Genomic DNA, 25,180 nt, shown 5'->3' on the forward strand with positions numbered 1-25,180 from the left:
GGCCCCTGCCGTCACAGGCCCGCCAGCTCGGCCAGCGCAGCGGCCTGCGCCATCTCCTCCGCGCCGTCGGCGACCTCGCCCATGGCCGCGAACCACAGGGCGCTCTCCACCGTCCGCGCCACCGACCAGGCCAGCAGGCGCCGCGGGTCCTCGCCCACCGCGTCCGCGACCAGGGCGTACCGGTGAGCCAGCACCGGAGCCGGGTCGTCGTGCTCGAACGGCTCGTCCAACTGGGTGAGCAGCGGCCACGGGTCGTAGCCGGGGTCGCCGACCATCGGCTTGGGGTCGATGGCCAGCCAGGGCCGACGCTCGCTGGCCAGCACGTTGCCGGGGTTGAAGTCGCCGTGCACCACGACCTCGCGGGTCGCCGACCGCGGCAACGTCCGCAGCAGGTCCACGCCGATGGCCACGAGCCCCGGGTCGTAGTCGGGCCGCAGCCGCGCCATGCGCTGCTCCACCAGCGTGGCCCACTCCCGGGCGACCTCCGCGAGCCGTTCGAGCCCGGCGGCGGGCGGCGGCGCGGACCACAGCCCGTTCAGCAGCTCCGCCGCGGCGGCGAGCCGGGCGTCGGGGGAGTGGCGGCCGTCCTCGCCCAGCTCGGTCCCCGGCACGCAGCGCTCCACCAGCAGCGCGTGCCGCCGCTCGTCGGCGGCCAGCAGGTGCACCGCGCCGTTGCCACCCCAGGTGCGCAGCCCCGCAGCCTCGCCGGCCGCCTCGCGGTGCGGCCAGGTCAGCTTGAGCACGGCCGAGCCGCCGTCGGGCAGCGCGGCCGGCGCCACCCACGAGCAGCTTCCGCCGTGGATCGGCGGGCCGAGCCGCAGCGACCAGCGGTCCCGGAACTCCGCGATGAGCGCCGGCAGCTCCGCGAGCCACGTCCGCCCGGACGCGGTCCTGGACATCTCGGTGACGACCGGCAGGTCGCCCGGCACCAGCGCGGAGCCCTCGACATCGGACGCACGGCCGCCCCGCGACCGGGCGACGGGACCCGAAGCCACGGGCGGGGACGTGGACGATCTGGGGGTTGTGCCGGCGGGGGCGAGGGGGCAGGCGGGCCCGGCGGCCGGTGCCGTGACCGGGGTCACGGCCGGGCCGGCGACCGGGAGGGTGGGGCCGAGGGAAGCGGTGGGTAAGGCGGGAGGTATCGACGCGGGCGACATGGGAGCAGGGTAAGCCGGCTCGGGGGAGGAGTTCGCGGGAGTTTTCGGCGACCGCGCCGGCCCGCGCTCGCCCGCGCCTGTCTGGGCCCCGCTGGGGTCGCGGGGTGCCGCCCCGGCCCCGGTCACCGGCCCCGCGCCCGGCCCCGGCCACCGCTCCGGTTCCGGCCACTGCCCCGCCCGCCGCCGCTCGGCGCACCGGGTGGGGTGACCCGGCGTGGCGGCGGGTGGCACGGGGCTGATCATGGAGGGATGACTGACTCGTTTGTGCGGGTGCGCGGCGCCCGCGAGCACAACCTCCGCGGCGTTGACGTGGACATTCCGCGCGACGCGCTGGTCGTCTTCACCGGCGTGTCCGGCTCCGGCAAGTCGTCGCTGGCCTTCGCGACCGTCTACGCCGAGGCTCAGCGCCGCTACTTCGAGTCCGTCGCCCCGTACGCCCGGCGCCTGATCCACCAGGTCGGCGCGCCCAAGGTGGAGGAGATCAGTGGGCTGCCGCCGGCCGTCGCGCTGGAACAGCGCCGGTCCGCACCCACCACCCGCTCGTCCGTCGGTACCGTCACCACCCTGTCGAACTCGCTGCGCATGCTCTTCTCCCGCGCCGGCAGCTATCCGGAGGGCGTCGAGCGGCTGGACTCCGACGCGTTCTCGCCCAACACGGCCGCCGGCGCCTGCCCCGAGTGCCACGGCCTCGGCCGGGTGCACCGCGTCACCGAGGAGTCCCTGGTCCCCGACCCGGACCTGAGCATCCGCGAGGGCGCCATCGCCGCCTGGCCGGGGGCCTGGCAGGGCAAGAACCTCCGCGACATCCTGGCCGCGCTCGGCCACGACGTCGACCGACCGTGGCGCGAGCTGCCGGCCGAGGACCGCGAGTGGATCCTGTTCACCGACGAGCAGCCGGTGGTGACCGTGCACCCGGTGCGCGACGCCGACCGCGTCCAACGCCCCTACCAGGGCACCTACATGAGCGCCAGGCGCTACGTCCTGCACACCTTCGCCGACTCCAAGAGCGAGACCCTGCGCCGCCGGGTGCGCCAGTTCCTGGTCAGCGCCGAGTGCCCGGCGTGCGGCGGGCGCCGGCTGCGGCCCGAGGCACTGGCCGTCACCTTCGCGGGCCACGACATCGGCGAGCTGGCCAGCCTGCCGCTCGACCGGTTGGTCCAGATCCTGCGACCGGCCACCGAGGCCGGTGCGGCCGCCGGGTCCGGGGCCGGCTCCGGAACCGGCGACGGCGCCGGTGACGGCATCACCGCCGAGGTCGCAGCGACCCTCGCCCGCGACCTGGTGGCCCGCATCGAGGTCCTCACCGAGCTGGGCCTCGGCTACCTCAGCACGGACCGCCCGACCCCCACCCTCTCCGCCGGCGAGCTCCAGCGACTGCGGCTGGCCACCCAGTTGCGCTCGGGCCTGTTCGGCGTCGTCTACGTACTGGACGAGCCGTCCGCAGGCCTGCACCCGGCCGACAGCGCCGCCCTGCTCACCGTGCTCGACCGGTTGAAGGAGGCCGGGAACTCGCTGTTCGTGGTCGAACACCACCTGGACGTGGTGCGCCGCGCCGACTGGGTGGTGGACGTCGGCCCACGGGCCGGCGAGCACGGCGGGCGCGTGCTCTACAGCGGCCCGGTCGCGGGCCTGGCGGAGGTGCCCGATTCCGTCACCCGCGACTACGTCTTCCCCGCCGCGACCCCGCCCGCCCCCCGCGCCCCGCGCCAGCCCGCGCGGTGGCTGACCCTGCGCGGAGTACGCCGGCACAACCTGCGCGACCTCGACGTGGAGCTGCCGCTCGGCGTCTTCACCGCCGTGACCGGGGTGTCGGGCTCCGGCAAGTCCACCCTGGTCACCCAGGTGCTCGCGGAGGTGCTGACCGACCACCTGGGCGGCGCGGGCGACACGGCCGACCCCGCCGCCGACGAACCGGGCGCCGACGCCGACGACGCGCGGGAGACGGACGCGGCCGCCTGGGCCCGGCCCGTGGCGGTCGAGGGGCTCGCGGCCGTCGACCGCCTGGTCCGCGTGGACCAGCGCCCCATCGGCCGCACGCCGCGCTCCAACCTGGCTACCTACACGGGCCTGTTCGACGCCGTGCGCAAGGTGTACGCCGCCACCGACGAGGCCCGCGCCCGCGGCTACCGCGCGGGCCGGTTCTCCTTCAACGTCGCCGGCGGGCGCTGCGAGACCTGCCAGGGCGAGGGGTTCGTCGCCGTCGAACTGCTCTTCCTGCCCGGTACGTACGCCCCCTGCGCGGACTGCCACGGGGCCCGCTACAACCCCGAGACCCTGGAGATCACCTACCGCGGGGCGAGCATCGCCGACGTGCTGGAGCTGACGGTCGACGCCGCGGCCGACTTCCTCGCGGACGTGCCCGCCGCCCTGCGCGGGCTGCGCGCGCTGCGCGAGGTCGGCCTCGGCTACCTGCGGCTCGGCCAGCCCGCGACGGAGCTGTCCGGCGGCGAGGCCCAGCGCATCAAGCTGGCCACCGAGCTGCAACGCGCGCACCGGGGCCACACGGTCTACCTGCTCGACGAGCCCACCACCGGCCTGCACCCGGCCGACACCGCGTTGCTGCTACGGCAGTTGCACGGCCTGGTGGACGCCGGCAACTCCGTCTTCGTGGTGGAGCACGACATGGCCGTCGCGGCCGGTGCCGACTGGGTCATCGACCTCGGCCCCGGCGGCGGCGACCGTGGCGGGCGCGTCGTGGCCGCCGGCCCGCCGGCCACCGTCGCCGCCTCCCAGACCAGCGCGACGGCCCCCTACCTGGCGACGGCGCTGCGGAGCTGACACGGCGCCGGGCACCTCGGTGCCCCGTACGGCGCTGGCCGCCCGTCAGCGCCCGCTGGCCAGCGCCCCCGGCGCCGGGCCGGTCGGCCAGCGCGGCGTGAACACCCGTCACCCGGCGCGTGTCGACCGGCCCGTGCCCCTCCCGCCTGCGCCGACGCCCGGTTCGACCGCCCGTCGTGGAGTGTCGGTATGGGGAGATGGGAGGTGAAGTGACCCTACAAAATGAGCCATGTGGCGCGTTATAGCATGATGTCCGTTATGAAGAGAAAACGAATAGGACTACTGGGCGCGGGAATGACCGTGCTCACCGGCGCCGCCCTGACGGTGCTGGGCCTCGGCTCCACCACGGCCTCGGCCGCACCGCTGCCGGGCGGCCTCGGTCCCTGCGCGGGCCCGGCCTGCCCCGGCTCGGCGCAGAACCCGAACAACGGGCCCGTCGCCGGGTACGACGAGAACATCAACGTGTTCGTGGGCGGCGACTTCCGGGTCGGCGGCTCCGCCGCCGAGGCCGAGGGGAAGATCGTCACCCTGGGCGACTTCTCGATGAACAAGACCTCCGGGTCCAGCGTCTACAACGTCGGCGTGGTCGGGGTCGGCTCGCGCGTTCCACCGCCCAACGGCTCCGACTTCCTGACGGTCGGCGGTGACCTCACCGTCGCCGATGGCCAGCGGCTGCTCGCCGAGGAGGGCTCGATCTCCGGAAAGGTGACCTACGCCGGCGAGCGGAGCGGCCGGACCGAGCCCGACGCCGTCCACGCCCCCGACGCCGCGGCCCCCTACGCGGGTCTGCGCGGCGCCCTGACCACCTCAAGCGGCTGCTACGCGCACGTGGCCGGTGGGGCCCGCCCGGCGACCGGCACCGCGGTCAACCAGGGTCACCAGACCCTCTTCCGTGGCGACGGCAGCTCCCGGCTCCAGGTCTTCAACGTCGACTTCGACCTCGTCTCCCCGAGCGGCGGCGACCAGGGCATGGCCTTCGAGGGCATCCCCGAGGGCGCCACCGTCCTGGTCAACATGCTCGGCGACAGCCGGACCATCAGCAGCTACGTCGGCCACGACGTCGGTCCCGATGGCCTCCGCGAGCGGCTGCTGTGGAACTTCCCCGACGCCTCGTCGATCACCATCAAGGGCAGCGCCCAGTTCCAGGGTGCCGTCCTGGTCGGTTCGCCGCGGAGCACGACGAAGGTCTCCGTACCGGGGATGAACGGGCGCTTCTACACGGCGGGTTCGCTGGACCACACCGCCTCCTCCGGCGCGGAGTTCCACGGCTACCCGTTCACCGGCGACCTGCCGTCCTGCGGCACCCCGCCCACCCCCACCCCGACGCCCACCCCGACCGGGCCGACGACGGAGCCGACCGGTCCGACCGACCCGACCGGCCCGACGGAGCCGGGGGAGCCGAGCCCGACGGAGACCACCCCGACCACGGGGCCGACCGCTCCGACCGTCGAGCCGAGCGCGTCGGTCACCGGCCCGACCGGCGCTCCGGTCGGGACCGCCGACCCCACCGCGCCCGCCGGGGCCGGCGGCGCGTCCTCGGCCGGCGGTAGCGGCGGAGGCGAGAGCGACGACGGGCAACTCGCGCTCACCGGCGCGCTCGGCAACCCCTGGGTGATGGGCGCCGCGGCGTTCGCCATCGCCGTGGGCACGGCCCTGACGGTGCTCGTCCGCCGGCGGCGCCTGGGCTGAGCCCCTCCCCGGGCCCGCCGAGTGGTGCCCGGGTAGCCGACAGCGCGCGGGCGCTCGGCCGGAGTTCCGCTCCCGGCCGGGCGCCCTGCTCGCGCCGCGCGGTCGCGGGGTGAGCGGCCGTCAGTCCCGCCCGTGCTTCCCGCCCGCCCCGGCGGCGGGCCCGGTGAGCCCCGCCGGACCACCCGCGGCCGGCCTGGCCAGCTCCGAGTGCCGGTAGGAGTAGGCGAAGTAGACGATCAGGCCGATGCCGAACCAGGCCGCGAAGCGCACCCAGGTGTGCCACTGGAGGTAGGTCGTGAGCCAGATGGAGGCGCCCACACCGATCAGCGGCACGATCGGCATGCCCGGGCAGCGGAAGGAGCGCGGCAGGTCGGGGCGCCGGTAACGCAGCACGATCACCGCCACGCAGACCACGACGAAGGCCAGCAGGATGCCGATGTTGGTCAGCTCGGCCGCCTCGCCGATCTCCACGAAGCCGGCGATCCCGGCCGAGGCGACGCCCGCGATCCAGGTGACCCGGGTCGGCACGCGCCGCGTCGGATGTGTCTTGGCGAACCACTTCGGCAGCAGGCCGTCCCGGCTCATGGAGAACCACACCCGCGTCACACCCAGCATGAAGGTGAACATCACGGTGAGGATGCCGATGATCGCGCCCACCGCGATGACGTCCGCGATGCCGCCGAGCCCCACGGACTTGAAGGCCGTGGAGAAGCCGCTCTCCGCGTCCACCTCCGTGTAGTTCTGCATGCCCGTCAGGACCAGGCAGGCCAGCACGTACAGCACCATCGAGATGGCCAGCGAGTACAGGATCGCCTTCGGCATGTGGCGCTGCGAGTCCTTGGACTCCTCGGCCGCCGTGCTCATCGCGTCGTAGCCGAAGACCGCGAAGAAGACCGTGGCCGCCCCGGTGAAGGCGCCGCCGACGCCGTACGGGAAGAAGGGCGAGTAGTTGCCGGTGTCGACGTGGAAGAAGCCCACGACGATCACGAGCAGCACCACCAGCACCTTCAGCACCACCACGACCATCTCGAACCGGGCCGCGCTCCTGATGCCGAGGTTCAGCAGGTACGCCACGAACAGGCACAGGACCAGCGCGAACAGGTCAACCTTGTGACCGTCGCCGGTGCCCGGCGCGCCCAGCATCCAGTTCGGCAGGTCGGCCCCCATCTCTCCCACCAGGAAGGAGAAGTAGCCCGAGATGCCGATGGCCACGACCGCCACGATGGCCGTGTACTCCAGCAGCAGGTCCCAGCCGATCAGCCACCCCACCAGCTCGCCGAGGACCGCGTAGCCGTAGGTGTAGGCGGAGCCCGCCTTCGGGATGAGCCCGGCGAACTCCGCGTAGGAGAAGGCCGCCGCCGCGCTCGCCACGCCCGCGATCAGGAACGAGATCAGCACGGCGGGCCCGGCCGTCCCGTTGGCGACGGTGCCCGCCAGGGTGAAGATCCCGGCGCCGATGATGCCGCCGACGCCGATCGCCGTCAGGTGCCACAGGCCGAGGCTCCGACTGAGCTGCTCGCTCGCGGCGCCCTCGGCCTCCTCGATGGTCGCTATGGGTTTGCGTCGCAGTACGCCGTGCCCTGGTCGGAGTCTGGCCATGATGTCCTCCCCGCCGACAGTTGACGGCGGATCATGATGGCCCAGCGCCGGGGAGGAAGATAGACGCCGCTCCGTGGCAATTTCCCGCCTCCGTCGGATGCCGAGGCCCGCGCCGTCCGCGCGCCACGGCCCCGTCTTCCGGCCACGACCACGCCCCTGTCGCCTTCCGGACCGTGCCACGCCGCGCCACCCGACCCCACCCACCCGGCGTCGGCCCGCCAGCCACCCGGGAAGCGGAACCGGAACCCGACCGGCCACCTGGAGGCCACGCCCCCGCCGCCACGCCAGTGGCCCACCCCCGACAAAGAACCGGCGTTTTCCGGCCACCTGCTCGTCACCGTGCGCACCTCGGATGGCCGCGCGCCCACCCCCTCGCGGCAGCAGCCGGCACCCGCACCCCCCGTCCCGGGGCCACACCCGGGGACCGGCCCAGGCGAGCGCCGCCGGCCGGCCGGCTCAGCGGCGCGCGGCGGGCGGCCAGGATCCGGGGGCCAGCACGCCCAGTACGTACGCCCGCGCCACCAGCGCCGTACGGTTGGGCACCCGCCAGCGCCGGGAGAGTCGCGTCAGGTGGTAGTTGACGCCGTCGACCGTCAGGCCCAGGGCCTTGCCCATGGCCGCCGTCGTCGCGCCGGAGGCCGCCAGCGCCAACACCCGCTCCTCCACCGGGCTCACCTCGGCCCTCTCAGGCCGCGCGGGGCACTCGTCGCCCACACGTAACAGCACCAACAGCGCCGGCCGGTTGGGCGCGGCGTCGCCGACCGGGTCGATGCTCAACTCGCCCTCCCGTTCGGCCCCGTCCCCGCCCATCCGCCAACACACCCGCACCAGGTAGCGGGACCGGTAACCGAGACGCAGCGCCTCGCCCAGCCGCTCCAACTGCGCCCCGTCCCGTGGCTGGAACAGGTCGAGGAGGTTGCGCCCGTTGAGCCGACCGGGCGCTTCGCCCCACTGGTTGGCCATGGCCGGGTTGGCGATGAGCACCTCACCGTCGGACCGGGACACCGCGACCGGCAACGGCAGCCGATCCAGCAGTGTCAGGAAGTAGTTGCCCCAGCCGCCCGGACGCTCCACACCACCGTTCGCACCACCCGCGCTCCGCGCACCACCGGCACCACCCGCGCCGCCCTTGGCCATCGCCCCGCTCCACGCCTCGTCCGCAAGTGCGGCCCGTGAGAAACCACTGCACAATCATGCAGTGACCAAGCGGTAGCCGGCCAACCGGGCTGGTGACGCTGGAGACATGAACGACACACACCTACTCAGCGCCGAAGGCCGCGCCGCGACTCCCAGCACCCCGCCCCGGGCCGCGCCCCGCTCCCTCGACACCATCCCGCTCGTGGACATCTCGGCGACCGGCCTCGGGCCCTCGCCCCTGCAACAGGCCATGGAGCTGGCCCGCCACCACGGACCGATCTTCCGCCGCCGGCTGCACGGCCGCGACACGCTGTTCGTCTCCTCCCTTGAGCTGGTCACCGACCTCGCCGACGAGGAGCGCTTCGCCAAGGGCATCTCACCCACCCTGCACAGCGTGCGCGAGTTCGCGGGAGACGGCCTGTTCACCGCGTACAACGACGAACCCAACTGGGCCAAGGCGCACGACATCCTCATGCCCGCCTTCGCGCACGGCTCGATGCGGACCTACCACGCGGCCATGCTCCGCGTCGCCCGCCGGGTCGTCGAACGCTGGGACCGGCACGCCGCCGCGGGCGCCCCGGTCGAGGTCGCCGACGACATGACCCGGATGACGCTGGACACGATCGGACTCGTGGGCTTCGGCTTCGACTTCGACTCGTTCGCGCGGGAGACCCCACACCCCTTCATCGACTCCATGGTGCGCTGTCTCCAGTGGAGCATGACCTCCGTCGGCCGCGCCCAGGGCGGCGACTACCGGGCCGAGGACGAGGCGTTCCGCGCGGATACGGACTACCTGGCCTCCGTCGTGGACGAGGTCATCGCCGCCCGCACCGCGTCCGCGGCCACACGGCCGGCCGGCCAGCGCTCCGGCGACGACCTGCTCGGCCTCATGCTCACCGCCCGGCACCCGGCCGACCAGACCCCGCTCGACCTGGCCAACATCCGCAACCAGGTCATCACCTTCCTCATCGCCGGCCACGAGACCACCTCCGGCGCCCTGTCCTTCGCCCTCTACCACCTGCTCAAGGACCCGCTCGCGCTGCGCCTGGTCCAGTGCGAGGTGGACGAGCTGTGGGGCGACGACCCCGACCCCGCCCCGGCCTTCGAGGACATCGGCCGGCTGCGCTTCACCCGGCAGGTGCTGAACGAGGCGCTCCGGCTGTGGCCCACCGCGCCGGGCTTCACCCGCCAGCCCCGCGCGGACACCGTCGTCGGTGGCCGGTACCCACTCGCCGCCGACCAGCGCGTCACCGTCCTGATCCCCATGCTGCACCGCGACCCGGCGGCCTGGGGCGACAACGTCGAGCTGTTCGACCCCACGCGCTTCACGCCGGAGGCGGAGCAGGAGCGCTCGCCGCACGCGTACAAGCCCTTCGGCACCGGGCAGCGCGCGTGCATCGGACGGCAGTTCGCGCTGCACGAGGCGACCATGCTGCTCGGCCTGCTCGCGCACCGCTACCGCCTGGTCGACCAGGCCGACTACCGGCTGCGCGTCAAGGAAACACTGACCCTGAAGCCGGACGGCCTGACCCTCACCCCCCGCCCGCGCACCGCCGCCGACCGGCGCGCGAACCGGTCCCTGCCCGGTGCGCCCACCGCACTCGCGGCCCGGCCCCCGGCCGTGGCCACCCCCGAGCCCGACGCCGGCCTGCCGCGCCGCGTCCGCCAGGGCACCGGCGCGCTGTTGCTGCACGGCAGCAACTACGGCACCTGTTGTGAACTGGCCCACCACCTCGCCGACGAGGCCACGGCGATCGGCTGCGCCACCGAGGTGGCCGCGCTCGACGCGTACGCCGGCGAACTGCCCACCGACCGCCCCGTGGTCATCGTGGCGGCCTCGTACAACGGCAAGCCCACCGACGACGCGGCACGCTTCGTCCGCTGGCTCACCGACGCCCCGGCCGGCGCCGCGCGCGGCGTGACGTACGCCGTGCTCGGCGTCGGCGACCGCAACTGGGCCGACACCTACCAGCACGTGCCCACCCACGTCGATGACCGTCTGGGCGCGCTCGGCGCCACCCGCCTGCTGCCCCGCGCGGAGGCCGACGTCTCCGGCGAACTCGCCGACACCGTGCGGATGTTCACCAGCGGGCTGCGTCGCGCGCTGCTGGAGCGGTACGGGGACCCTGCGGCCACCGGCCAGGACGAGTCCGCGGCGCGACCCGGCTACACCGTCACCGAGGTACGCGGCGGCCCGCTGGACGCGCTGGTCGAACGCCACGGCCTGACCGCGATGACCGTCACCGAGGCCCACGACCTGACCGCCCCCGGCCACCACAAGCCCAAGCGCTTCCTCCGGCTCGACCTGCCCGCCGGCACGGGCTACCGCACCGGCGACCACCTCGCGCTGCTGCCCGCCAACGCGCCGGAGGCCGTGGACCGCGCGGCGCGCGCCCTCGGCGTCCGCCCCGACGCCCTCCTCGACATCCGCGCCACCCGCCCCGGCCGCACCAGCCTGCCCGTCGACCACCCGCTCACCGTCCGCGAACTCCTCACGCACCACCTGGAACTCGGCGCGCGAGCCACCTCGGACCAGCGTGCCGCCCTCGCCGCGCACCACCCCTGCCCGCCCGAGCGCGCGGCGCTCACGGCCCTGCCCGCCGACGACCCGAGCACCGTCATCGACCTGGTCGAGGCCAACCCCGCGCTGCGCGGCGCGCTGCCGTGGCCGGTCCTGCTCGACCTGCTGCCGCCGCTGCGCCCGCGCCACTACTCCATCTCCTCCGCGCCGGCCCAGCGCCCGGGCAGCGCCGACCTGATGGTCTCCCGCCAGGCCGGCGGAGTCGGTTCCGGCTACGCCCACCGGCTGCGACCGGGGGAGCGGGTGTGGGCGCGCGTCCAACCCTGCCGCGACGCCTTCCGGCTCGACCCGACAGACCCCACGCCGGTGATCATGGTCGCGGCGGGCACCGGCCTGGCTCCGTTCCGCGCCGCCGTCGCCGACCGGGTGGCGGCCGGGCAGCGCACCCCCGCGCTGCTCTACCTCGGCTGCGACGCGCCAGAGGCGGACCTGTTGCACGCCGAGGAGTTGCGCGCGGCCGAGCGGGCCGGGGCGGTGACCCTGCGCCCCACCTTCAGCACCCGGCCCGAGCTGCACGGCCGCTACGTCCAGCACCGCATCGCCGCTGAGGCGAACGAGGTCTGGTCGCTGCTCGCTGCCGGGGCCCGGGTCCGGGTGTGTGGTGACGGCCGGGCGATGGCGCCGGGGGTGCGCGCCGCCTTCCGTGATGTCCACAAAGCCCACGCGGGCGGCTCGGCCGCCGACGCGGAACGGTGGCTTGGCGCCCTGGTCGCCGAAGGGCGGTACGTGGAGGACGTCTACGCCGCCGGCTGAGCCCGCCCGGCCCGCCGAGGTCGCCTCAGTCGACCACGCTGGTCTGGCCGAAGATGGCCGCGTGCTCCAACACGTCCTCCATCGGGTCGTCGATCTGACCGGTGGAGATCAGCGCCACGACCGGGGCGTTGTGCGAGTTGGTGTGCGTCTCGTCGGCGTGCGCGACCCCGGCCGGCATCGCGGACACCAGCAGCGTCGCCCCCACGGCGGACAGCTTGAAGTTCATGTCGTCTCCTCGCCTTGACTGTTCATCGGACCATGCGTCGACCTGCGTATCCACTCGAACGGCCGCAAGGTCACGGCGGGGCGCGCAACATCATCCGAACGATTGCGGCACCGGCCGCGGACGAGGGTCGCTCGTCGGCTCCCGTCCTCCGACCCGAAGCGGCGGTGCCACGCGACGCGTGACGAACGACAGCCAGTCGCGCACCGCACCGGCGTACGACGCCGCCGCGGTGCGCGGAGGGTGAGGCCGAACGACGCGGGGCCCGCGCGCCGTCGCCGTCGCCGTCGGACCAGCCCACACCAGATCCGCCCAACGCGGGGGACGAGCCCCATCGGCCAGTTCCCGGGGTGCCGCTCGGGGCGACCACGCTCATCGGGGTGCCCACGCTGTGCACGACGCCGGTCGCCAAGGGGCCTTCGTCAACCCCCGTTCCAATGTGGGCTTTTGAGCCAACTCACGGCAGCAAGACCACCCCGCAACGGAGCCCCGCTGCCGGCTCGTCTTCGGCCGAACCCCACCGTGGTGGCCGCGGGGCCCGTCCCGTACGCTGACGCGCGGTGGCGACGGCAGGCGTGTGGTGGAGTCGACGGGGGCGGGGACATGAACAAGACGGCACTGCGGAGCACGGTCACCATCGCGGCACTGGCGGCCCTGGTCGCCGGCGCGGCCCCGGCCGGAGCCGGTGAGCGCGCCGGCGCGGACACCGCGTACTCGGCGACGACCTCGGTCGGCGTGCACAACGCGTACGAGAAGGGCGCCTTCCCCTACTTCGCGGACGCCCTCGACTCCGGGGCCGGGCTGCTCGAACTCGACGTGTGGACCAACACGTTCGGGCCCGGGTGGCGGGTGTCGCACAGCAACCCGCTTGGCAACGACAACAACTGCGCGGGCGCGGCCTCCCCGGCCGAACTGCGCGGCGGCAAGCGGGACCAGAGCCTGCCGGGGTGCCTGGCCGACATGCGGACCTGGCACGACGCACACCCCGGCCACCGTCCGCTGCTCATCAAGATCGAGCTGAAGGACGGGTTCAACGACAAGCGCGGCCGGGGCCCCGACGAGCTCGACGCGCTACTGGGCGAGACCCTGGGCGACGCCCTGTTCCGGCCGGGCGACCTGGCCGCAGGCCACGCCACCCTGGACGAGGCGGTCCGGGCCAGGGGCTGGCCCACGCGCGGCGCGCTGGCGGGCAAGTTCATCGTGGAGCTGATCCCCGGCACCGTCGAGGAGAACAACCCGCTGGACACGCTGTGGACCGACCGCGAGTACGCCACCCACCTGCGGGACCTGGCCGCCCGTGGCGAACTCGGCCGCGCCGCCGCCTTCCCCGCCGTGCACGGTGCGGCGGCTGGCGACCCGCGCGAGCGCTATCGCGACCCGGCGATCCGGCCGTGGTTCGTGCTCTTCGACGGCGACGCGACCAGCTACGCGGGCGATGCCATCGACACCGCGTGGTACGACCGGCGCCACTACCTGCTGGTCATGACGGACGCCCACCGCGTGCCGCCGGCCATCGACGGCACCCGCCCCACCGAGGAGCAGGCCCGCACCCGGGTCGGCGAGTTGGCCGCCCGACACGCGAGCTTCGCCACCGCCGACTGGTACCCGCTGCCGAGCGTCCTTGCCACGGTGGTCCCGCGCGGCTGACCCCGCGCCACGGCCGGCGGACGGCCACCGGCCCGCCCCGGGGCCGTCCCGCCGCGCGGCGGCTCGGCTACGCGCCCGGCTCCTCCAGGCGGAAGCCCACCTTGAGGCCGACCTGGTAGTGCTCGACCTTGCCGTCCTCGATCTGCCCGCGTACCTCCTTGACCTCGAACCAGTCAAGGTTGCGTACGGTCTGCGCGGCGCGGCTGATGCCGTTGCGGATCGCGGCGTCCACGCCCTCGTGCGACGTGCCGACGATCTCGGTCACCCGGTAGGTGTGGTTGGACATATCTGAAACTCCCCGGTCACTGGGGTGCTGCTCGGTCCCCACCACCGTGCCCCACCCGGGCGCCCGGCGCGAGCCGGGACCCGCGTCCGGCACCACCCCGGCGCCGCACGCGCCGGACACCGCACGCCCGGGCCCGCTCCCCGCGCGCCCCGCGACCCGTCGGCGCCGGGTCGGTGGCCCGGTCAGGGAACGACGGTCACCGGCCACCGCCCGGCCTTGACCAGCCGAATCGCCACCGAGCCCACGATCCGGTGCCCGGCCTGCTCCGAGGCGCCCACCACCACCGCGTCGGCCTTGAGCTGGTCCGCCACGGAGACCAGGCCGCTGTACGGGTCGCCGACGTGCGTGTGGAACTCCCAGCGCACCTCGAAGACACCCCGCAGCCGCTCGGTGGCCTCCCGCATCTCCGCGATCAGCTCCTCCGCGACCTCGCCCGTGGTGTCCGCCACCGGCGCCCCGAAGGCGGCGCTCGCCGGCAGCACGGGCTGCACGTACACGACGGCGAGCAGCGCGTTCTGCCGCCTGGCCAGCCCTGCCGCGTACGCCACCGCGCGCCACGAGGACTGCGAGCCGTCGAGGCCGGTCACGATGACCTTCGGGCCGTCCGTACCGCGTTCGAATTGTCCGGGAGTCTTGTCCACCACGGGTGTGAGGTTAACGGTCGGTACGTCGCCCCCGGTGGCCGGCCGGCGCGTGCGGCTCAGCCACGGGCCCGACCAGGCCCGCGACCGCGCCCCGCACCGCGCCGACCACCCGACAGGGCCGGCTGTCGCCGCCCGACGGCCTCGCACGCGCGTGCCCGCCGGGGCGCCCGGGCGCGCGAGGGTGGACAGGCGGCGCGCGAGCGCGGCGGGGGCTGCCCCCGGGCGCCCGGGGGCAGGAACAAGTGAGACAGATCGGCAGGTGCCGCTCTCGTTCTCGATTTTGAGTTGCCTCGGCGCGCCGATCCTTGTCAGCGTTGCCTTACGGGCGTGCCGCTGCCATCGCGGCACCCGACGAGAGGTGGCCGCATGGACACCGCACCACTGGCCCACTCCCTGACACCCCTGGTGGGCCTCGTCGGCCCCGACGTCCCGTACGCCACCACGGTGGCCGCCTGGCCGGCCCTGGCCGGTGGCCTGGAGCAGGAGCTGACGCACGGCGCGGCCTGGGCCTACGCGCTGCTGGTCATCACCACCCTGCCGCCGCTGGTACCCAACTCGGCCCTGCTGGTCACCAGCGGGGTGCTCGCCGCGCGCGGCAGCCTCGACATCGCGCTGGTGCTCTGCGTCGTCGCCGGCAGCGCCCTGCTGGGCGACGGGCTGCTGCACTGGTTCGGCGGCCGGTTCAGGGACCGGGTCAGCCACTGGGCCGCCCGCACACCCCGGCGCAAGGCGCTCCTCGGATGGTCGGCCAGCCAGATACAGCGGCACGGGGTGCCGTTCGTCATCGCCGTGCGCTTCCTGCCAAGCGGCCGGCTGGTGGGTGCGCTCGGCGCCGGCGCCATCGGCTACCCGCTGTACCGCTACCTGATCGGCGCCGGAATCGCCGAGTCCATCTGGGCGCTCTACTCGGTCGGCCTGGGCTACCTGGGCAGCGCGGCGGCCCGCGGTGAACTCCAGGCCATCGCCATCGGCTGCGGGATCTCCCTCCTGGTGGCCCTCAGCAGCGCCCTCATCCAACTCCGGGCCCGACACAGCGCCGGCCCCGGCGGCTCGTCCGGGCCCGACGGCGACCCCGGTGAACAGGGCTCACCTCCGCGCCGACCGTGACCGCCATCGCTCGCCGCTAACTCCCGCACTATGCGATCCTCTTGGGGAACGGCCTGCTGAACGGCCCCGCTAGAGCACGGTGTGGCGAGAACGGGAGAAACGAATGCGCGGCACGTCCGTCGAAGACGGCGTAGACATACAGCACGCGGCCGAGGTCACCGGCCGACCCCACCCCAGGGTGCGGGCCGCCGCGACCACGGTGTCGCCCCGATGAGCGGCGGCGCGCACCGAGGCGACCTCCTCGCCATCAGCGACCTGCACGTCAGCTACGAGGACAACCGCGCCATCAGCGAGAAGCTGCGCCCCGGCTCGGACGGGGACTGGCTCATCGTCGCGGGCGACGTCGGCGAGGTGTTCGGCGACATCGAGCGCACCCTGCGGCAGCTCAGCGAGCGGTTCGCCAAGGTCATCTGGGTGCCGGGCAACCACGAGCTGTGGACCCACCCCAAGGATCCGGTGGAGCTGCGCGGCGTCGCCCGCTACGACGCGCTGGTCGAGATGTGCCGCTCGGTGGGCGTCGCTACCCCCGAGGACCCGTTCCTGGTCTGGGAGGGCGCCGGGGGCCCGCTGACCATCGCCCCGGTCTTCACGCTGTACGACTACACCTTCCGGGCCAACCCCCGGCACACCCAGGAAGAGGCGCTGGCCGCCGCCTACGAGAGCGGCGTGGTCTGCACCGACGAACACTTCCTGCACCCGGACCCGTACCCGACCAAGGAGGACTGGTCCCGGGCCCGGGTGGCCGAGACGGAGCGTCGGTTGGCCGAGATCGACCCGGCCGCTCCGCCGGTGCTCATCAACCACTGGCCGCTCACCCGGCTGCCCACCGAGGTCCTGTACTACCCGGACTTCGCCCTGTGGTGCGGCACCAAGCTCACCGCCGACTGGCACCGGCGCTTCAACGCCGCCGCCGTCATCTACGGGCACCTGCACATCCCGCGCGTGACCACCGAGGACGGCGTGCGGTTCGAGGAGGTCTCGCTCGGCTACCCGCGCGAGTGGCGCCGGCGCGGCCTGCCCGACAACCTGCTGCGCCCGGTGCTGCCCCGGGTCGCGCACTGACGGGACGCTGACGCACCAGAAGCCGAGCGCGGACGCGCGGCACACACGACACTGGCCGCCGGGCGGGAGCCCGGCGGCCAGCGCGCTCACGGGAGACCGTCAGCCGGTCACGGCGCCACCGGCGTGGCGAGCGACAGCGCGAACCGCTCGGCGCCGTCCGTCCACCAGTTCCGCAGGTCGAGCCCCGCCGCGGACAACTCCGCGGCGACCCCAGCGCGACGGAACTTCGCGGAGACCTCCGTGCGCAACTCCTCGCCGGCCGCGAAGGACACAGCCAGGTCGAGCGCGGGGATCTTCACGGTCAGCGCCGAGGTGGCCCGCAGCCGCATCTCGATCCACTCCCGCTCCCGGTCCCAGTGCGCGACGTGCGCGAAGTCGGCGGGGTCGAAGTCGGCCCCCAGCTCGCGGTTGAGTACCGACAGCACGTTCTTGTTGAACTCGGCGGTCACACCCGCCGCGTCGTCGTACGCCGCCAGCAGCGTCTCCTCCTCCTTGACCAGGTCGGTTCCGAGCAGCAGGGCGTCACCGGGCGCCAGCAGCGCGCGCATGGCCGAGAGGAACCGGGCCCGCTCGGCGGGCAACAGATTGCCGATCGTGCCCCCGAGGAAGACCAGCAGCCGTGGCCCCGGCGTCTTCGGCAGGGCCAGGACCTGCTGGAAGTCGGCGACCAGGGCGTGCACGGTCAGCCCCGGCCGCTCGGCCAGCAGGGCGTGCCCGGCCAGCTCCAGGGCGCTGCCGCTGACGTCCACGGGAACGTACGCCGCGAGGTCGGGCAGCGCGTCCAGGAGCAGCCGGGTCTTCTCGGACGAGCCGGACCCCAGCTCCACCAGCGTGCGGGCGCCGGTGGCGGCGGCGATCGCGGGGGCCCGAGCGGCCAGGATCTCCCGCTCGGCGCGGGTGGGGTAGTACTCCGGCAGTTGGGTGATCTCCTCGAACAACTCGCTGCCGCGCGCGTCGTAGAACCACTTCGGCGGCAGCCACTTGGACTCGGCGGTCAGCCCGGCGGAGACGTCGGCGCGCAGCGCCGCGGCCGTCGCGTCGTCGGGCAGCGTGCGGGTGAGGGCGAACGGGCTCACGGTGACGACTCCTTGTGCTGCGGCGACAGGTGCTGGGGCGGGGCGGCGTGCGGCGCGGCGCGACCATGGCCGGGCGCGACCGGCTGCGGCCGGTCGGCCCCGCGGGCCGCGGGCCGCGCCGGCGGCGGGGGAGCGGACGGCGACCGGTGGGGCGCGCCGGGCCCCGGCCCGGGCGCGGCCCCCGACGCGGCGGCGCGCGCACCACCGTCCGCCCCCGGGTGCCCCTCGGAGGCCGCCCGGTGCTCGATCGGGGTGAGCCGGACGCCGGACCGGGTGGCCGTCACCAGCGTGCGGTCGGGCACCTCGACCCAGCGCGGATCGTCGTCGTACGGCTCCGACGCCACGACCACCGCACCGCCCGACGCCAGCTCACCAAGGTCCGGCGCCCGCTGGCCGAAACGCGCCCCGGCCCGGCTGGCCGGGCCGGAGCCGGCCGGCGCCGGCTCGGTGCGGTACCACAGCGAATCGCCCCAGGTGGTGGCGGCGATGGTGGCCCCGTCGGTCAACAGCAGGTTCAGCCGCGAACCGGGTGCCGCCGCGTCCAGCGCCACGACCGTCTCGGCCAGCGACTGGCCCAGCGGCGTGCCCGCGCGCAACCGGCGCAGCGCAAGCGCCCACACGAACGCCGCGTCGTTGCGCGCCTCCATGCCGAGCAGCGCCTCCGGCTCCACCGTGCCCACCAGGCCGGCCACCGACCCGGGCCAGCCCCGTACGGATCCGTTGTGGCTGAACAACCAGGGCCCGCCGCCGAACGGCGCGGCGGCGGCCTCCCCGTCCGCCCCCGGTTCGGTCGCGTCCCGCACGGCGCCCAGCAGCGCCGTGGTGCGCACCACCCGCGCCAGGTCCGCGAACGACGGATCCGCCCAGATGGGCCCCGACCTGCGGTAGCGGGCGGGCACCGGGTCCCCGGCCGCGTACCAGCCGACGCCGAAACCGTCCGCGTTGACCGTCCCGTGCCGCTGCCGGCGCGGCTCCCACGACTGCCGCGTCAGGGAGTGCGCCGGCCGGGTGAGGAGCGCCCCGATCGACACCTCGTCCCCGAGGTAGGCCAGATGACGGCACATCAGCGCCCCACCTCCTTCGCCCGACTCTTCCGGGCCCCCGTCACCGCTGCTCCGGTCGCGCGTCGCGGGCGGTGCGGAAGCCGGCGAAGATCTGCCGCCGCACGGGCAGGTCCCAGTTGCGGAACGTGCCCCGGCAGGCCACCGGGTCGACAGCGAACGACCCGCCACGCAGCACCTTGTGCGCGTCCCCGAAGAACACCTGCGAGTACTCCCGGTACGGGAAGGCCACGAAGCCGGGGTAGGGCAGGAAGTCGCTCGCCGTCCACTCCCACACGTCCCCGATGAGCTGTCGTACGCCCAACGCGGACGCGCCCGGCGGATAGCCGCCGACCGGCGCCGGCGACAGGTGCCGCTGGCCGAGGTTGGCGTGCTCGGGCGTGGGGTCCGCGTCCCCCCACGGGTAGCGGCGGGAGCGGCCGGTGGCCGGGTCGAAGCGGGCCGCCATCTCCCACTCGGCCTCGGTGGGCAGCCGCCGCCCCGCCCAGCGGGCGTAGGCGTCCGCCTCGTACCAACTCACGTGGACCACCGGCTCGTCCATCGGCACCGGCTCGACGACGCCGAACCGGCGACGCAGCCAGGTGGCGCCGTCACGGCGCCAGAACAGCGGCGCGCTGAGCCCGTGCTCGCGCACCAGCTCCCAGCCCCGCGGATGCCACCAGCGGGCCTCGTCGTAACCGCCGTCCTCGATGAACCGCAGATAGGCCCCGTTGCTCACCGGAACCGTGTCGATACGGAAGGCGGCCAGCTCCCTGCGGTGCGCCGGACGCTCGTTGTCCAGCGCCCAGGGCTCGGTCGAGGTGCCCATGGTGAACTCACCGCCGGGCACCAGCACGTCGGCGGGTAGGGCGGCGGCGTCGGCCGGCGCGCGCGGCGGTTCGGGGGCCGTGAGCGCGGCGGAACCGCGCCGCAGCTGGTGGGTGATGAGCATCGTCTCGTCGTGCTGCTGCTCGTGCTGGGCGATCATGCCGAACGCGAAGGCGGCGTCGACCAGCGGCCCGCCGCGCAGCGGCGCCCGCTCCAGCACGTCCAGGACCCGGCCGCGCACGTCGGCGGCGTAGCCGCGCGCCTCGGTCGGCGACAGCAGCGGCAACGTGGGGCGCTCGGAGCGTGGGTGCTCGAACGCGTCATAGACCGAGTCGATCTCCGGCCGCAACGCCTCCCGCCCGGCCACGGTGCGCAGCAGCCACTGTTCCTCCTGGTTGCCGATGTGGGCCAGGTCCCACACCAGCGGCGACATCAGCGGCGAGTGCTGGGCGGTCAGCTCCTCGTCCGCCACGCAACTGGTCAGCAGCGCGGTGCGCTCGCGCGCGGTGGTCAGCGCGCCCAGGGCACGCGCTCTGAGCAGCTCCGGGTCGTGCGTGGGCTCGGCGGACGCGGCGAACGTCCCGGACCCCGGTTGGATGCGGGTCATGAGCGGCCTTCCTTCCCGGAGAGGGAGTCGAGCAGATCGTCGGCGGGACATCGACCCCGGGCGACGTAGCGGGCGTGGAACTCGGCGACGGCGGCACACACCTCGGGTGTCGCGCCGATCCGGGGCAGCGCCTCCTCGGCCGCGGCGAAGCAGGCCACGGCGGCGGCGTGCAGCTCCGGGTCGGTCAACCCCCGCTGGGCGGCCCGCTCCCACAGCGGGTTGCGGGGCGCGGGGGTCGCACCGGCCGTGTCACCGAGCGGCTTGACCGCGCGGTAGGCGGCCTCGGCCGCGGCCGGATCGTCGAACAGGGCCGCCGTGACGGCCAACGGCACCATCCAGCCGTCCGTGCCGGGCTGCGCGTCGATCATGCGCAGCTCCAGGTGACCGCGCGGGCGGACCGGCGGGAAGAGCGTCGAGATGTGGTAGCTGACGTCCTCCAGGCTCGGCGGCCGCGGCCGGCCGTCCCGGACCCAGTCGCGCAGCCGCAACTCCTCCACCGGCACCTCCCACGGGCCCGTGCCGCCGTCCGTGTCCCGGATGCACATCACCGGGGCCCGGAGCACGTAGTCCGTCCAGGCGGCGCGCGGCTCCGCGTCCGTGGCGGGCGCCTGGGTACGTCCCGGGTCCATCGCCGCCCACGCGGCCTGGCGGGTGGAGCGCCAGCCGGTGGGCCGGCCCTGGTCGAGGGGGGAGTTGGCGAACGCGGCCACCAGCACAGCGCCGAGCAGGTGCGCGAGCCGCCACCGCCGCCCGTACCCGAGCGGCCCCGGTTCCTCGTGGCCCGCGTCCAGGCAGACCTGAACGGAGGCCGAACGGCACATCATGGTGCGGCCCGCCGGGCCCCAACGATCGAGATAGCTCTCCATCGCGTGATAGCGGGGCAGGTCCAGCAGGCGGCGGGGCGGACGCCACGGATCGTGGCCGTGGCCCGCTATGCCGAGTCCCATCGGGGCGAGGAAGGCTCTGACCGCGCTCAGGTCCTCCGCCATCTCCTGGACGCAGGAGGTGAGCGAGGCGGCCGGGCGGGAGCTGAGTTCGAGTTGGCCGCCGGGTTCGAAGGTGAGGGCGGACTCCAGCGGCAGTGTCCGCAGCCCCTCGGTCACGGCCGTCAGCCGGGTCGGGTGCAGCGGTTGTGCGGGGTCGTGCAGGTCGTGCAGCACCCATTCGAGTTCGACACCCAGGCGAGTGGGTGGTCCGGTCTTGAAACATATGCCGTGGACGAGTGCTTCGACCTCGTCCTCGGTGACCGTCTGCGCTCTCGACGGTCGTAGTTGTTCGGGCATGCCAGGGCCTCCCGTCCGCCGGACCCGAGGGTCCGGCTCGGTGTGAGGGCTCATCGCCCCCACACCACCTAAAGCCACGCGACGCACGCGCTCAAGGGGGCGTCTGACACTTCCCAACCCGCGATGCGAGCACCACAGCTCATCGTACGGTCGTGGCCGCGAAACCTCTCGCGACGTCCGCGATCTTCCACCCGCCCGCGCTTCTCCGCGTCCGCCCACCGAGGCCCGGGGCGGGCCCCGCGCCCGGTTCTTCCGGGTCTCGCGCGGCACGCGGACGGGCCCCGGCCCCCGTACGCCGACGGAGTGCGGCGGTACGGGGGCCGGGGCCCAGACGGGTGGCACACCCGACCCGGGTGGCCCGGGCCGGGCTCAGGGTGACGGACAGTCTGGGCCCGGGCGGACGCCGGGGTGGGACGGCGATCCCTGGCGTGGGAGCGAGGGTGTGCCGGGACGCCGGCGGGCGGCGGGGAGCGCGGGCGTCAGAGGCGGAAGAGGTCGGTGAACGGCTCCGCCGCGTCCGTGGCCGACCGCCCGAACGGCGCGTCGAAGTCCCAGACCAGGAACAGCAGGAACGCGATCAGCGCACTGAACAGGCCGGCGAGCACCAGTTCCCGCGCCGAGCGCCGAATCTGCAACGTGAACACCATGCCCACGGCGACCAGCGCCCCGCCGATCAGACCGAACCACACCACACCCGGGATCGTGGCCCCCGCGCTCTGACCGCGGGCGCCGCGCGCGTCGTCGGCCAGGGCGACCTGGTCGGCCAGCGGCTGGTACGTCTGGGCCATCCGCTCATCGCGCGGCGTGGCCTCCACCACGGCGTGTCGCAGCTCGCGCATCAGCGCGTCGCCCCGCTCGGTGAGTTCGCCCTCGTCGACCATGTGCGGGAACTCCTCGTCCACGACGTAGCGCACGTACGCGGTCACGCTCGCCCTGATCCGCTCCCGCTCCGCCGCCGGGTACACGTGCACCCGCTCGCTGACCTCGTGCAACGCCGCTGCCTCCGCGCGCACCGTGTCCCCGGCGGCCCCCTTGGCCTCCCAGACCCCCGCGATCGCGAGGCCGAGGACGATCGCGTACACCACGCCGATCATCATCGTCATGTACTCGATGACGTCCGGCGTCTCCGACGGGTCGTCGTCCTCGCCGATACGACGCTGGTTGAGGATGACGATGACGAGCACGACCGCACAGGCGGCGGCCATCGCGAGGGCCAGGACCAGCCATTCGGACATGGGGTTTCTCCGTACGTCGACATGCGCGGTGGTGGGAGTGCGAAGGGCGGACCCGCGCGGGCGGTTGATGTGGTGTGGCGGCCGGTGGGGGCGGGGCGCGACCCCGCCGCCGTCAGCGGCCCCGCCCCCGGCCACGGCTGGAGGAGCGCGAGCGCAGCGCCGCGGCGGCGAGCACGGCCGGCGCGGTGAGCAGCAGGGTGAGGGTCACCGTGGACAGCCCGTCCGGCGGCTGGTGCCGCGCCGCGCGGTGGTAGGCGCGCGCTTCGAAGGTGCTGGGCGCGGGCGACGCCGTGGGCGGGGGGGCCGGGGTGCGCGTCGCGGGCGTCTTGGGCGTGGGCCGTGGCGGCGGGGGAGCGGGCCGGGACGGCGGCTGCGCCGCCTGGCCGGTCTCCGGGGCGGTTGGCGCGGGTGGCTCGGGTGTCGCGGGCTGGGCCGGGTGGTCGGTGGCCGGCGGCGTGGGCACGCCGGGCGTGGCACTCGGCCGCGGGGGCGTCGGGCTCGGCGCGGGCGGTGTCGGGCTCGGCCCCGTCGGCGTGGGACGGGGCTCGGACGGGGTGGGCGTGGGGGTAGGAGTGGGTGTGGGGGTTGGAGTAGGCGTGGGGGTGGGGGTCGGTGTGGGCGTCGGTGTCGGGGTGGGGGTGGGCGTCGGCGTGGGGCGTGGTGGGCACGGTGGTGGTGGCCAGTGGCAGCAGCCGTGGCGGATGGTGAGCGTGATGCCGCCCGCGGAGACGATGACGCACAGGCCGCCATGGCGCGCGTGCACCGATACGGCGCCGTCGCCGACGGCGAGGTCGACGCCCAGGTGCTCGCCGGGCCGGGGGGACGCCTGGGCGCGGCTGAGCGGGGGCGCGAGGGGCGGCTTCGTCGCGGCGTAACCCGCTGGTCCTGAGCCGGAGGCTTGCGCCGTGGTCGGTGCCGACCGGGTGTCGCCGGTACGGGGGTCCTGGACCACGTCCTCGCCTCGCGCAGCCGCCGCCTCGGACGAAGCGAGGATGACGGCCGCGCAGCCGACGCCCAACCGAGTTGCCCAGTGTCTGCGATTCACGTTCGCCATGCTGCGCGCGTCACTCACATGGCACGCCGGACTGTTACCAGGTTCCCCCGATGTGGTGAAACAGCGCGACAGAGGTTTGTGCCGGACCGACTCACTCATCCCGGTGAAGGGCCAGGTGAGGGCGTGCCCTACGGCCCAACACTCAGGCGTGGGCCCGCCTTGTGGCAGGGCGGTGTGGTGACCGGCCGTAGCTCCGCGCGAGTTGAGGCGGGGGCCGGTGGTGCGTGTGCTGCTCCGGAGTTCGCTCGCGCGACGCGTGCCCCGAGTTCGCCGACCGCCACCCCCGCCCACTACCTAGTGCTACTGTGTAGCGGTACTCGGTGCTACGCAGTACCGGGCGGGCCGAGGAGGGCTCACCTTGGACGACCTGACGGAGATGCTGAAGGGCACGCTCGAAGGGTGCGTGCTCGAGATCATCGGTAGCGAGGAGACCTACGGCTACGCCATCACCCGACGACTGAACGAACTCGGCTTCGCCGATGTCGTCGAGGGCACGGTGTACACGATCCTGTTGCGACTGGAGCGGAACAAGCTCGTCCAGGTGACCAAGCGTCCGTCCGGGGTCGGCCCGCCCCGCAAGTTCTACGCGCTCAACGACGCCGGACGCGAGGAACTCGCGAAGTTCTGGACGAAATGGCGGTACGTCTCATCACGCATCGACAGGCTCAGGAAGGGCGGAAGATGAGTTTCTGGGAGACCATCACCGGGAGCGATCTCACCAGGGATTGGAAGGCGTTCGAAACTCGGGCCGAGGCCCTGCCGGACGACTACCGGGCGGCGTGGGAGCAGATCAAAGGTCATCTCCACCCCTACGGGGACTTCACCGGCCGCAACCTGACGCCGATCCTCGACGCCGCCCTGGCGCTGCTTGAGGAGACGGCGGCGGACGGGCAGGACCTCCACGACGTGCTCGGCGACGACATCCGAGGCTTCTGCGCCGCGCTGGCCGGCGGCGAGGGAGCCCGAACCTACCGCGACCGTTGGCGCAAGCAGTTGAACAGGAACGTCGCACGGAAACTGAGCCGGCTGGGGGGCTGACATGAGCATCCGAGACATCATCGAGGGCAAGAAGCAGTGGCGGGCGCACATGGCTCGGGTCAAGGCGCTGCCGCCGGACTATCAGATCGTCTACAAGGAAATGCAGAAGTATTTCTTCAAGGTCGGACCGATCGACCTGGCCGACGGCCCCCTGCTCCCCGGGATCGTCGAGTTCTTCGAAGAGGGCGTCGCCGCGGACAAGCGGGCCCTGGAGCTCATCGGCCCCGACGTCGCCGCGTTCTGCGACGAACTAATCAAGGACTCGCGCACCTACGCGGACGTCTACCAGGAGTCCCTCGCCGCCCGGCCCGGCGCGACCGGGGAGTGACCGCGCCGCCGCTGCCCGTGGGCTGGGC

Annotated in this window: 20 protein-coding genes and 1 pseudogene; 9 read left to right on the forward strand and 12 right to left on the reverse strand. The window is 74.2% G+C overall.

Going from position 1 to position 25,180, the window contains the following annotated elements:
* Positions 1-11: 11 nt before the first annotated feature.
* Complete coding sequence (locus OYE22_RS32505; protein WP_277323779.1) at positions 12-995, reverse strand: aminoglycoside phosphotransferase family protein; 984 nt, start codon at positions 993-995, stop codon at positions 12-14.
* Positions 996-1,406: 411 nt separating this feature from the next.
* Between OYE22_RS32505 and OYE22_RS32510 the strand changes: the two genes are divergently transcribed.
* Positions 1,407-3,935: an excinuclease ABC subunit UvrA gene (locus OYE22_RS32510; protein ID WP_277323780.1), complete on the forward strand. Its 2,529-nt coding sequence runs from the start codon at positions 1,407-1,409 to the stop codon at positions 3,933-3,935.
* A 258-nt stretch (positions 3,936-4,193) separates the two neighbouring features.
* The gene (locus OYE22_RS32515) at positions 4,194-5,624 is read left to right on the forward strand and encodes a choice-of-anchor A family protein (protein WP_277323781.1); all 1,431 of its coding nucleotides are present in this window, start codon (positions 4,194-4,196) and stop codon (positions 5,622-5,624) included.
* A gap of 120 nt (positions 5,625-5,744) precedes the next feature.
* On the opposite strand, the gene OYE22_RS32520 is transcribed toward OYE22_RS32515, so the two are convergent.
* Positions 5,745-7,223, reverse strand: a complete 1,479-nt coding sequence (locus OYE22_RS32520; RefSeq protein WP_277323782.1) for an amino acid permease — start codon at positions 7,221-7,223, stop codon at positions 5,745-5,747.
* Positions 7,224-7,679: 456 nt separating this feature from the next.
* Positions 7,680-8,360 carry a PAS domain-containing protein gene (locus OYE22_RS32525; RefSeq protein WP_277323783.1) on the reverse strand — a complete coding sequence of 227 codons (681 nt, stop codon included), beginning with the start codon at positions 8,358-8,360 and terminating at the stop codon, positions 7,680-7,682.
* Between the two features lie 106 nt (positions 8,361-8,466).
* Here OYE22_RS32525 and OYE22_RS32530 point away from each other — a divergent pair, with 106 nt between their 5' ends.
* Positions 8,467-11,694: a cytochrome P450 gene (locus OYE22_RS32530; RefSeq protein ID WP_277323784.1), complete on the forward strand. Its 3,228-nt coding sequence runs from the start codon at positions 8,467-8,469 to the stop codon at positions 11,692-11,694.
* Positions 11,695-11,719: 25 nt separating this feature from the next.
* Here OYE22_RS32530 and OYE22_RS32535 read toward each other — a convergent pair whose 3' ends face one another.
* The gene (locus OYE22_RS32535; RefSeq protein ID WP_277323785.1) at positions 11,720-11,920 is read right to left on the reverse strand and encodes a hypothetical protein; all 201 of its coding nucleotides are present in this window, start codon (positions 11,918-11,920) and stop codon (positions 11,720-11,722) included.
* Between the two features lie 600 nt (positions 11,921-12,520).
* Between OYE22_RS32535 and OYE22_RS32540 the strand changes: the two genes are divergently transcribed.
* On the forward strand, positions 12,521-13,564 hold the full coding sequence (locus OYE22_RS32540; protein ID WP_277323786.1) for a phosphatidylinositol-specific phospholipase C domain-containing protein: 1,044 nt from the start codon (positions 12,521-12,523) through the stop codon (positions 13,562-13,564).
* Between the two features lie 67 nt (positions 13,565-13,631).
* Here the strand turns inward: OYE22_RS32540 and OYE22_RS32545 are convergent, their stop codons facing one another.
* Positions 13,632-13,850, reverse strand: coding sequence for a dodecin (locus OYE22_RS32545; protein ID WP_277323787.1), 219 nt, complete (start codon positions 13,848-13,850; stop codon positions 13,632-13,634).
* A gap of 182 nt (positions 13,851-14,032) precedes the next feature.
* Positions 14,033-14,494, reverse strand: coding sequence for a universal stress protein (locus tag OYE22_RS32550; protein WP_277323788.1), 462 nt, complete (start codon positions 14,492-14,494; stop codon positions 14,033-14,035).
* Positions 14,495-14,860: 366 nt separating this feature from the next.
* Here OYE22_RS32550 and OYE22_RS32555 point away from each other — a divergent pair, with 366 nt between their 5' ends.
* Both OYE22_RS32555 and OYE22_RS32560 read left to right on the forward strand, forming a co-directional pair.
* Complete coding sequence (locus OYE22_RS32555) at positions 14,861-15,601, forward strand: VTT domain-containing protein (RefSeq protein ID WP_277323789.1); 741 nt, start codon at positions 14,861-14,863, stop codon at positions 15,599-15,601.
* 210 nt (positions 15,602-15,811) lie between these two features.
* Positions 15,812-16,663, forward strand: coding sequence for a metallophosphoesterase (locus OYE22_RS32560; RefSeq protein ID WP_277323790.1), 852 nt, complete (start codon positions 15,812-15,814; stop codon positions 16,661-16,663).
* A gap of 107 nt (positions 16,664-16,770) precedes the next feature.
* Here the strand turns inward: OYE22_RS32560 and egtD are convergent, their stop codons facing one another.
* From egtD to OYE22_RS32590, 6 genes and pseudogenes are all read right to left on the reverse strand, one after another.
* On the reverse strand, positions 16,771-17,739 hold the full coding sequence (egtD, locus tag OYE22_RS32565; RefSeq protein WP_277323791.1) for an L-histidine N(alpha)-methyltransferase: 969 nt from the start codon (positions 17,737-17,739) through the stop codon (positions 16,771-16,773).
* 242 nt (positions 17,740-17,981) lie between these two features.
* Positions 17,982-18,803 (reverse strand): annotated as a pseudogene (gene egtC, locus OYE22_RS32570) (ergothioneine biosynthesis protein EgtC); the annotation flags it as partial.
* A 40-nt stretch (positions 18,804-18,843) separates the two neighbouring features.
* Positions 18,844-20,214, reverse strand: a complete 1,371-nt coding sequence (egtB, locus tag OYE22_RS32575; RefSeq protein ID WP_277323792.1) for an ergothioneine biosynthesis protein EgtB — start codon at positions 20,212-20,214, stop codon at positions 18,844-18,846.
* Positions 20,211-21,497 (reverse strand): ergothioneine biosynthesis glutamate--cysteine ligase EgtA, encoded by a 1,287-nt coding sequence (gene egtA / locus OYE22_RS32580; protein ID WP_277323793.1) that lies wholly within the window; start codon positions 21,495-21,497, stop codon positions 20,211-20,213. The genes egtB and egtA overlap by 4 nt, the downstream gene beginning before the upstream one ends.
* A 479-nt stretch (positions 21,498-21,976) precedes the next feature.
* Positions 21,977-22,732, reverse strand: a complete 756-nt coding sequence (locus OYE22_RS32585) for a DUF4239 domain-containing protein (RefSeq protein ID WP_277323794.1) — start codon at positions 22,730-22,732, stop codon at positions 21,977-21,979.
* 112 nt (positions 22,733-22,844) lie between these two features.
* The gene (locus tag OYE22_RS32590; RefSeq protein ID WP_277323795.1) at positions 22,845-23,195 is read right to left on the reverse strand and encodes a hypothetical protein; all 351 of its coding nucleotides are present in this window, start codon (positions 23,193-23,195) and stop codon (positions 22,845-22,847) included.
* A 949-nt stretch (positions 23,196-24,144) separates the two neighbouring features.
* Here OYE22_RS32590 and OYE22_RS32595 point away from each other — a divergent pair.
* The 3 genes from OYE22_RS32595 to OYE22_RS32605 are packed head-to-tail and all read left to right on the forward strand — an operon-like array spanning position 24,145 to position 25,152.
* On the forward strand, positions 24,145-24,471 hold the full coding sequence (locus OYE22_RS32595; protein WP_277323796.1) for a PadR family transcriptional regulator: 327 nt from the start codon (positions 24,145-24,147) through the stop codon (positions 24,469-24,471).
* Positions 24,468-24,824 (forward strand): DUF1048 domain-containing protein, encoded by a 357-nt coding sequence (locus OYE22_RS32600; protein WP_277323797.1) that lies wholly within the window; start codon positions 24,468-24,470, stop codon positions 24,822-24,824. Before OYE22_RS32595 ends, OYE22_RS32600 begins: the two co-directional genes overlap by 4 nt.
* Position 24,825: 1 nt before the next feature.
* Positions 24,826-25,152 (forward strand): DUF1048 domain-containing protein, encoded by a 327-nt coding sequence (locus OYE22_RS32605; RefSeq protein WP_277323798.1) that lies wholly within the window; start codon positions 24,826-24,828, stop codon positions 25,150-25,152.
* Positions 25,153-25,180 lie beyond the last annotated feature (28 nt).

This window comes from Streptomyces sp. 71268 (genome assembly GCF_029392895.1).
Classification (GTDB): domain Bacteria; phylum Actinomycetota; class Actinomycetes; order Streptomycetales; family Streptomycetaceae; genus Streptomyces.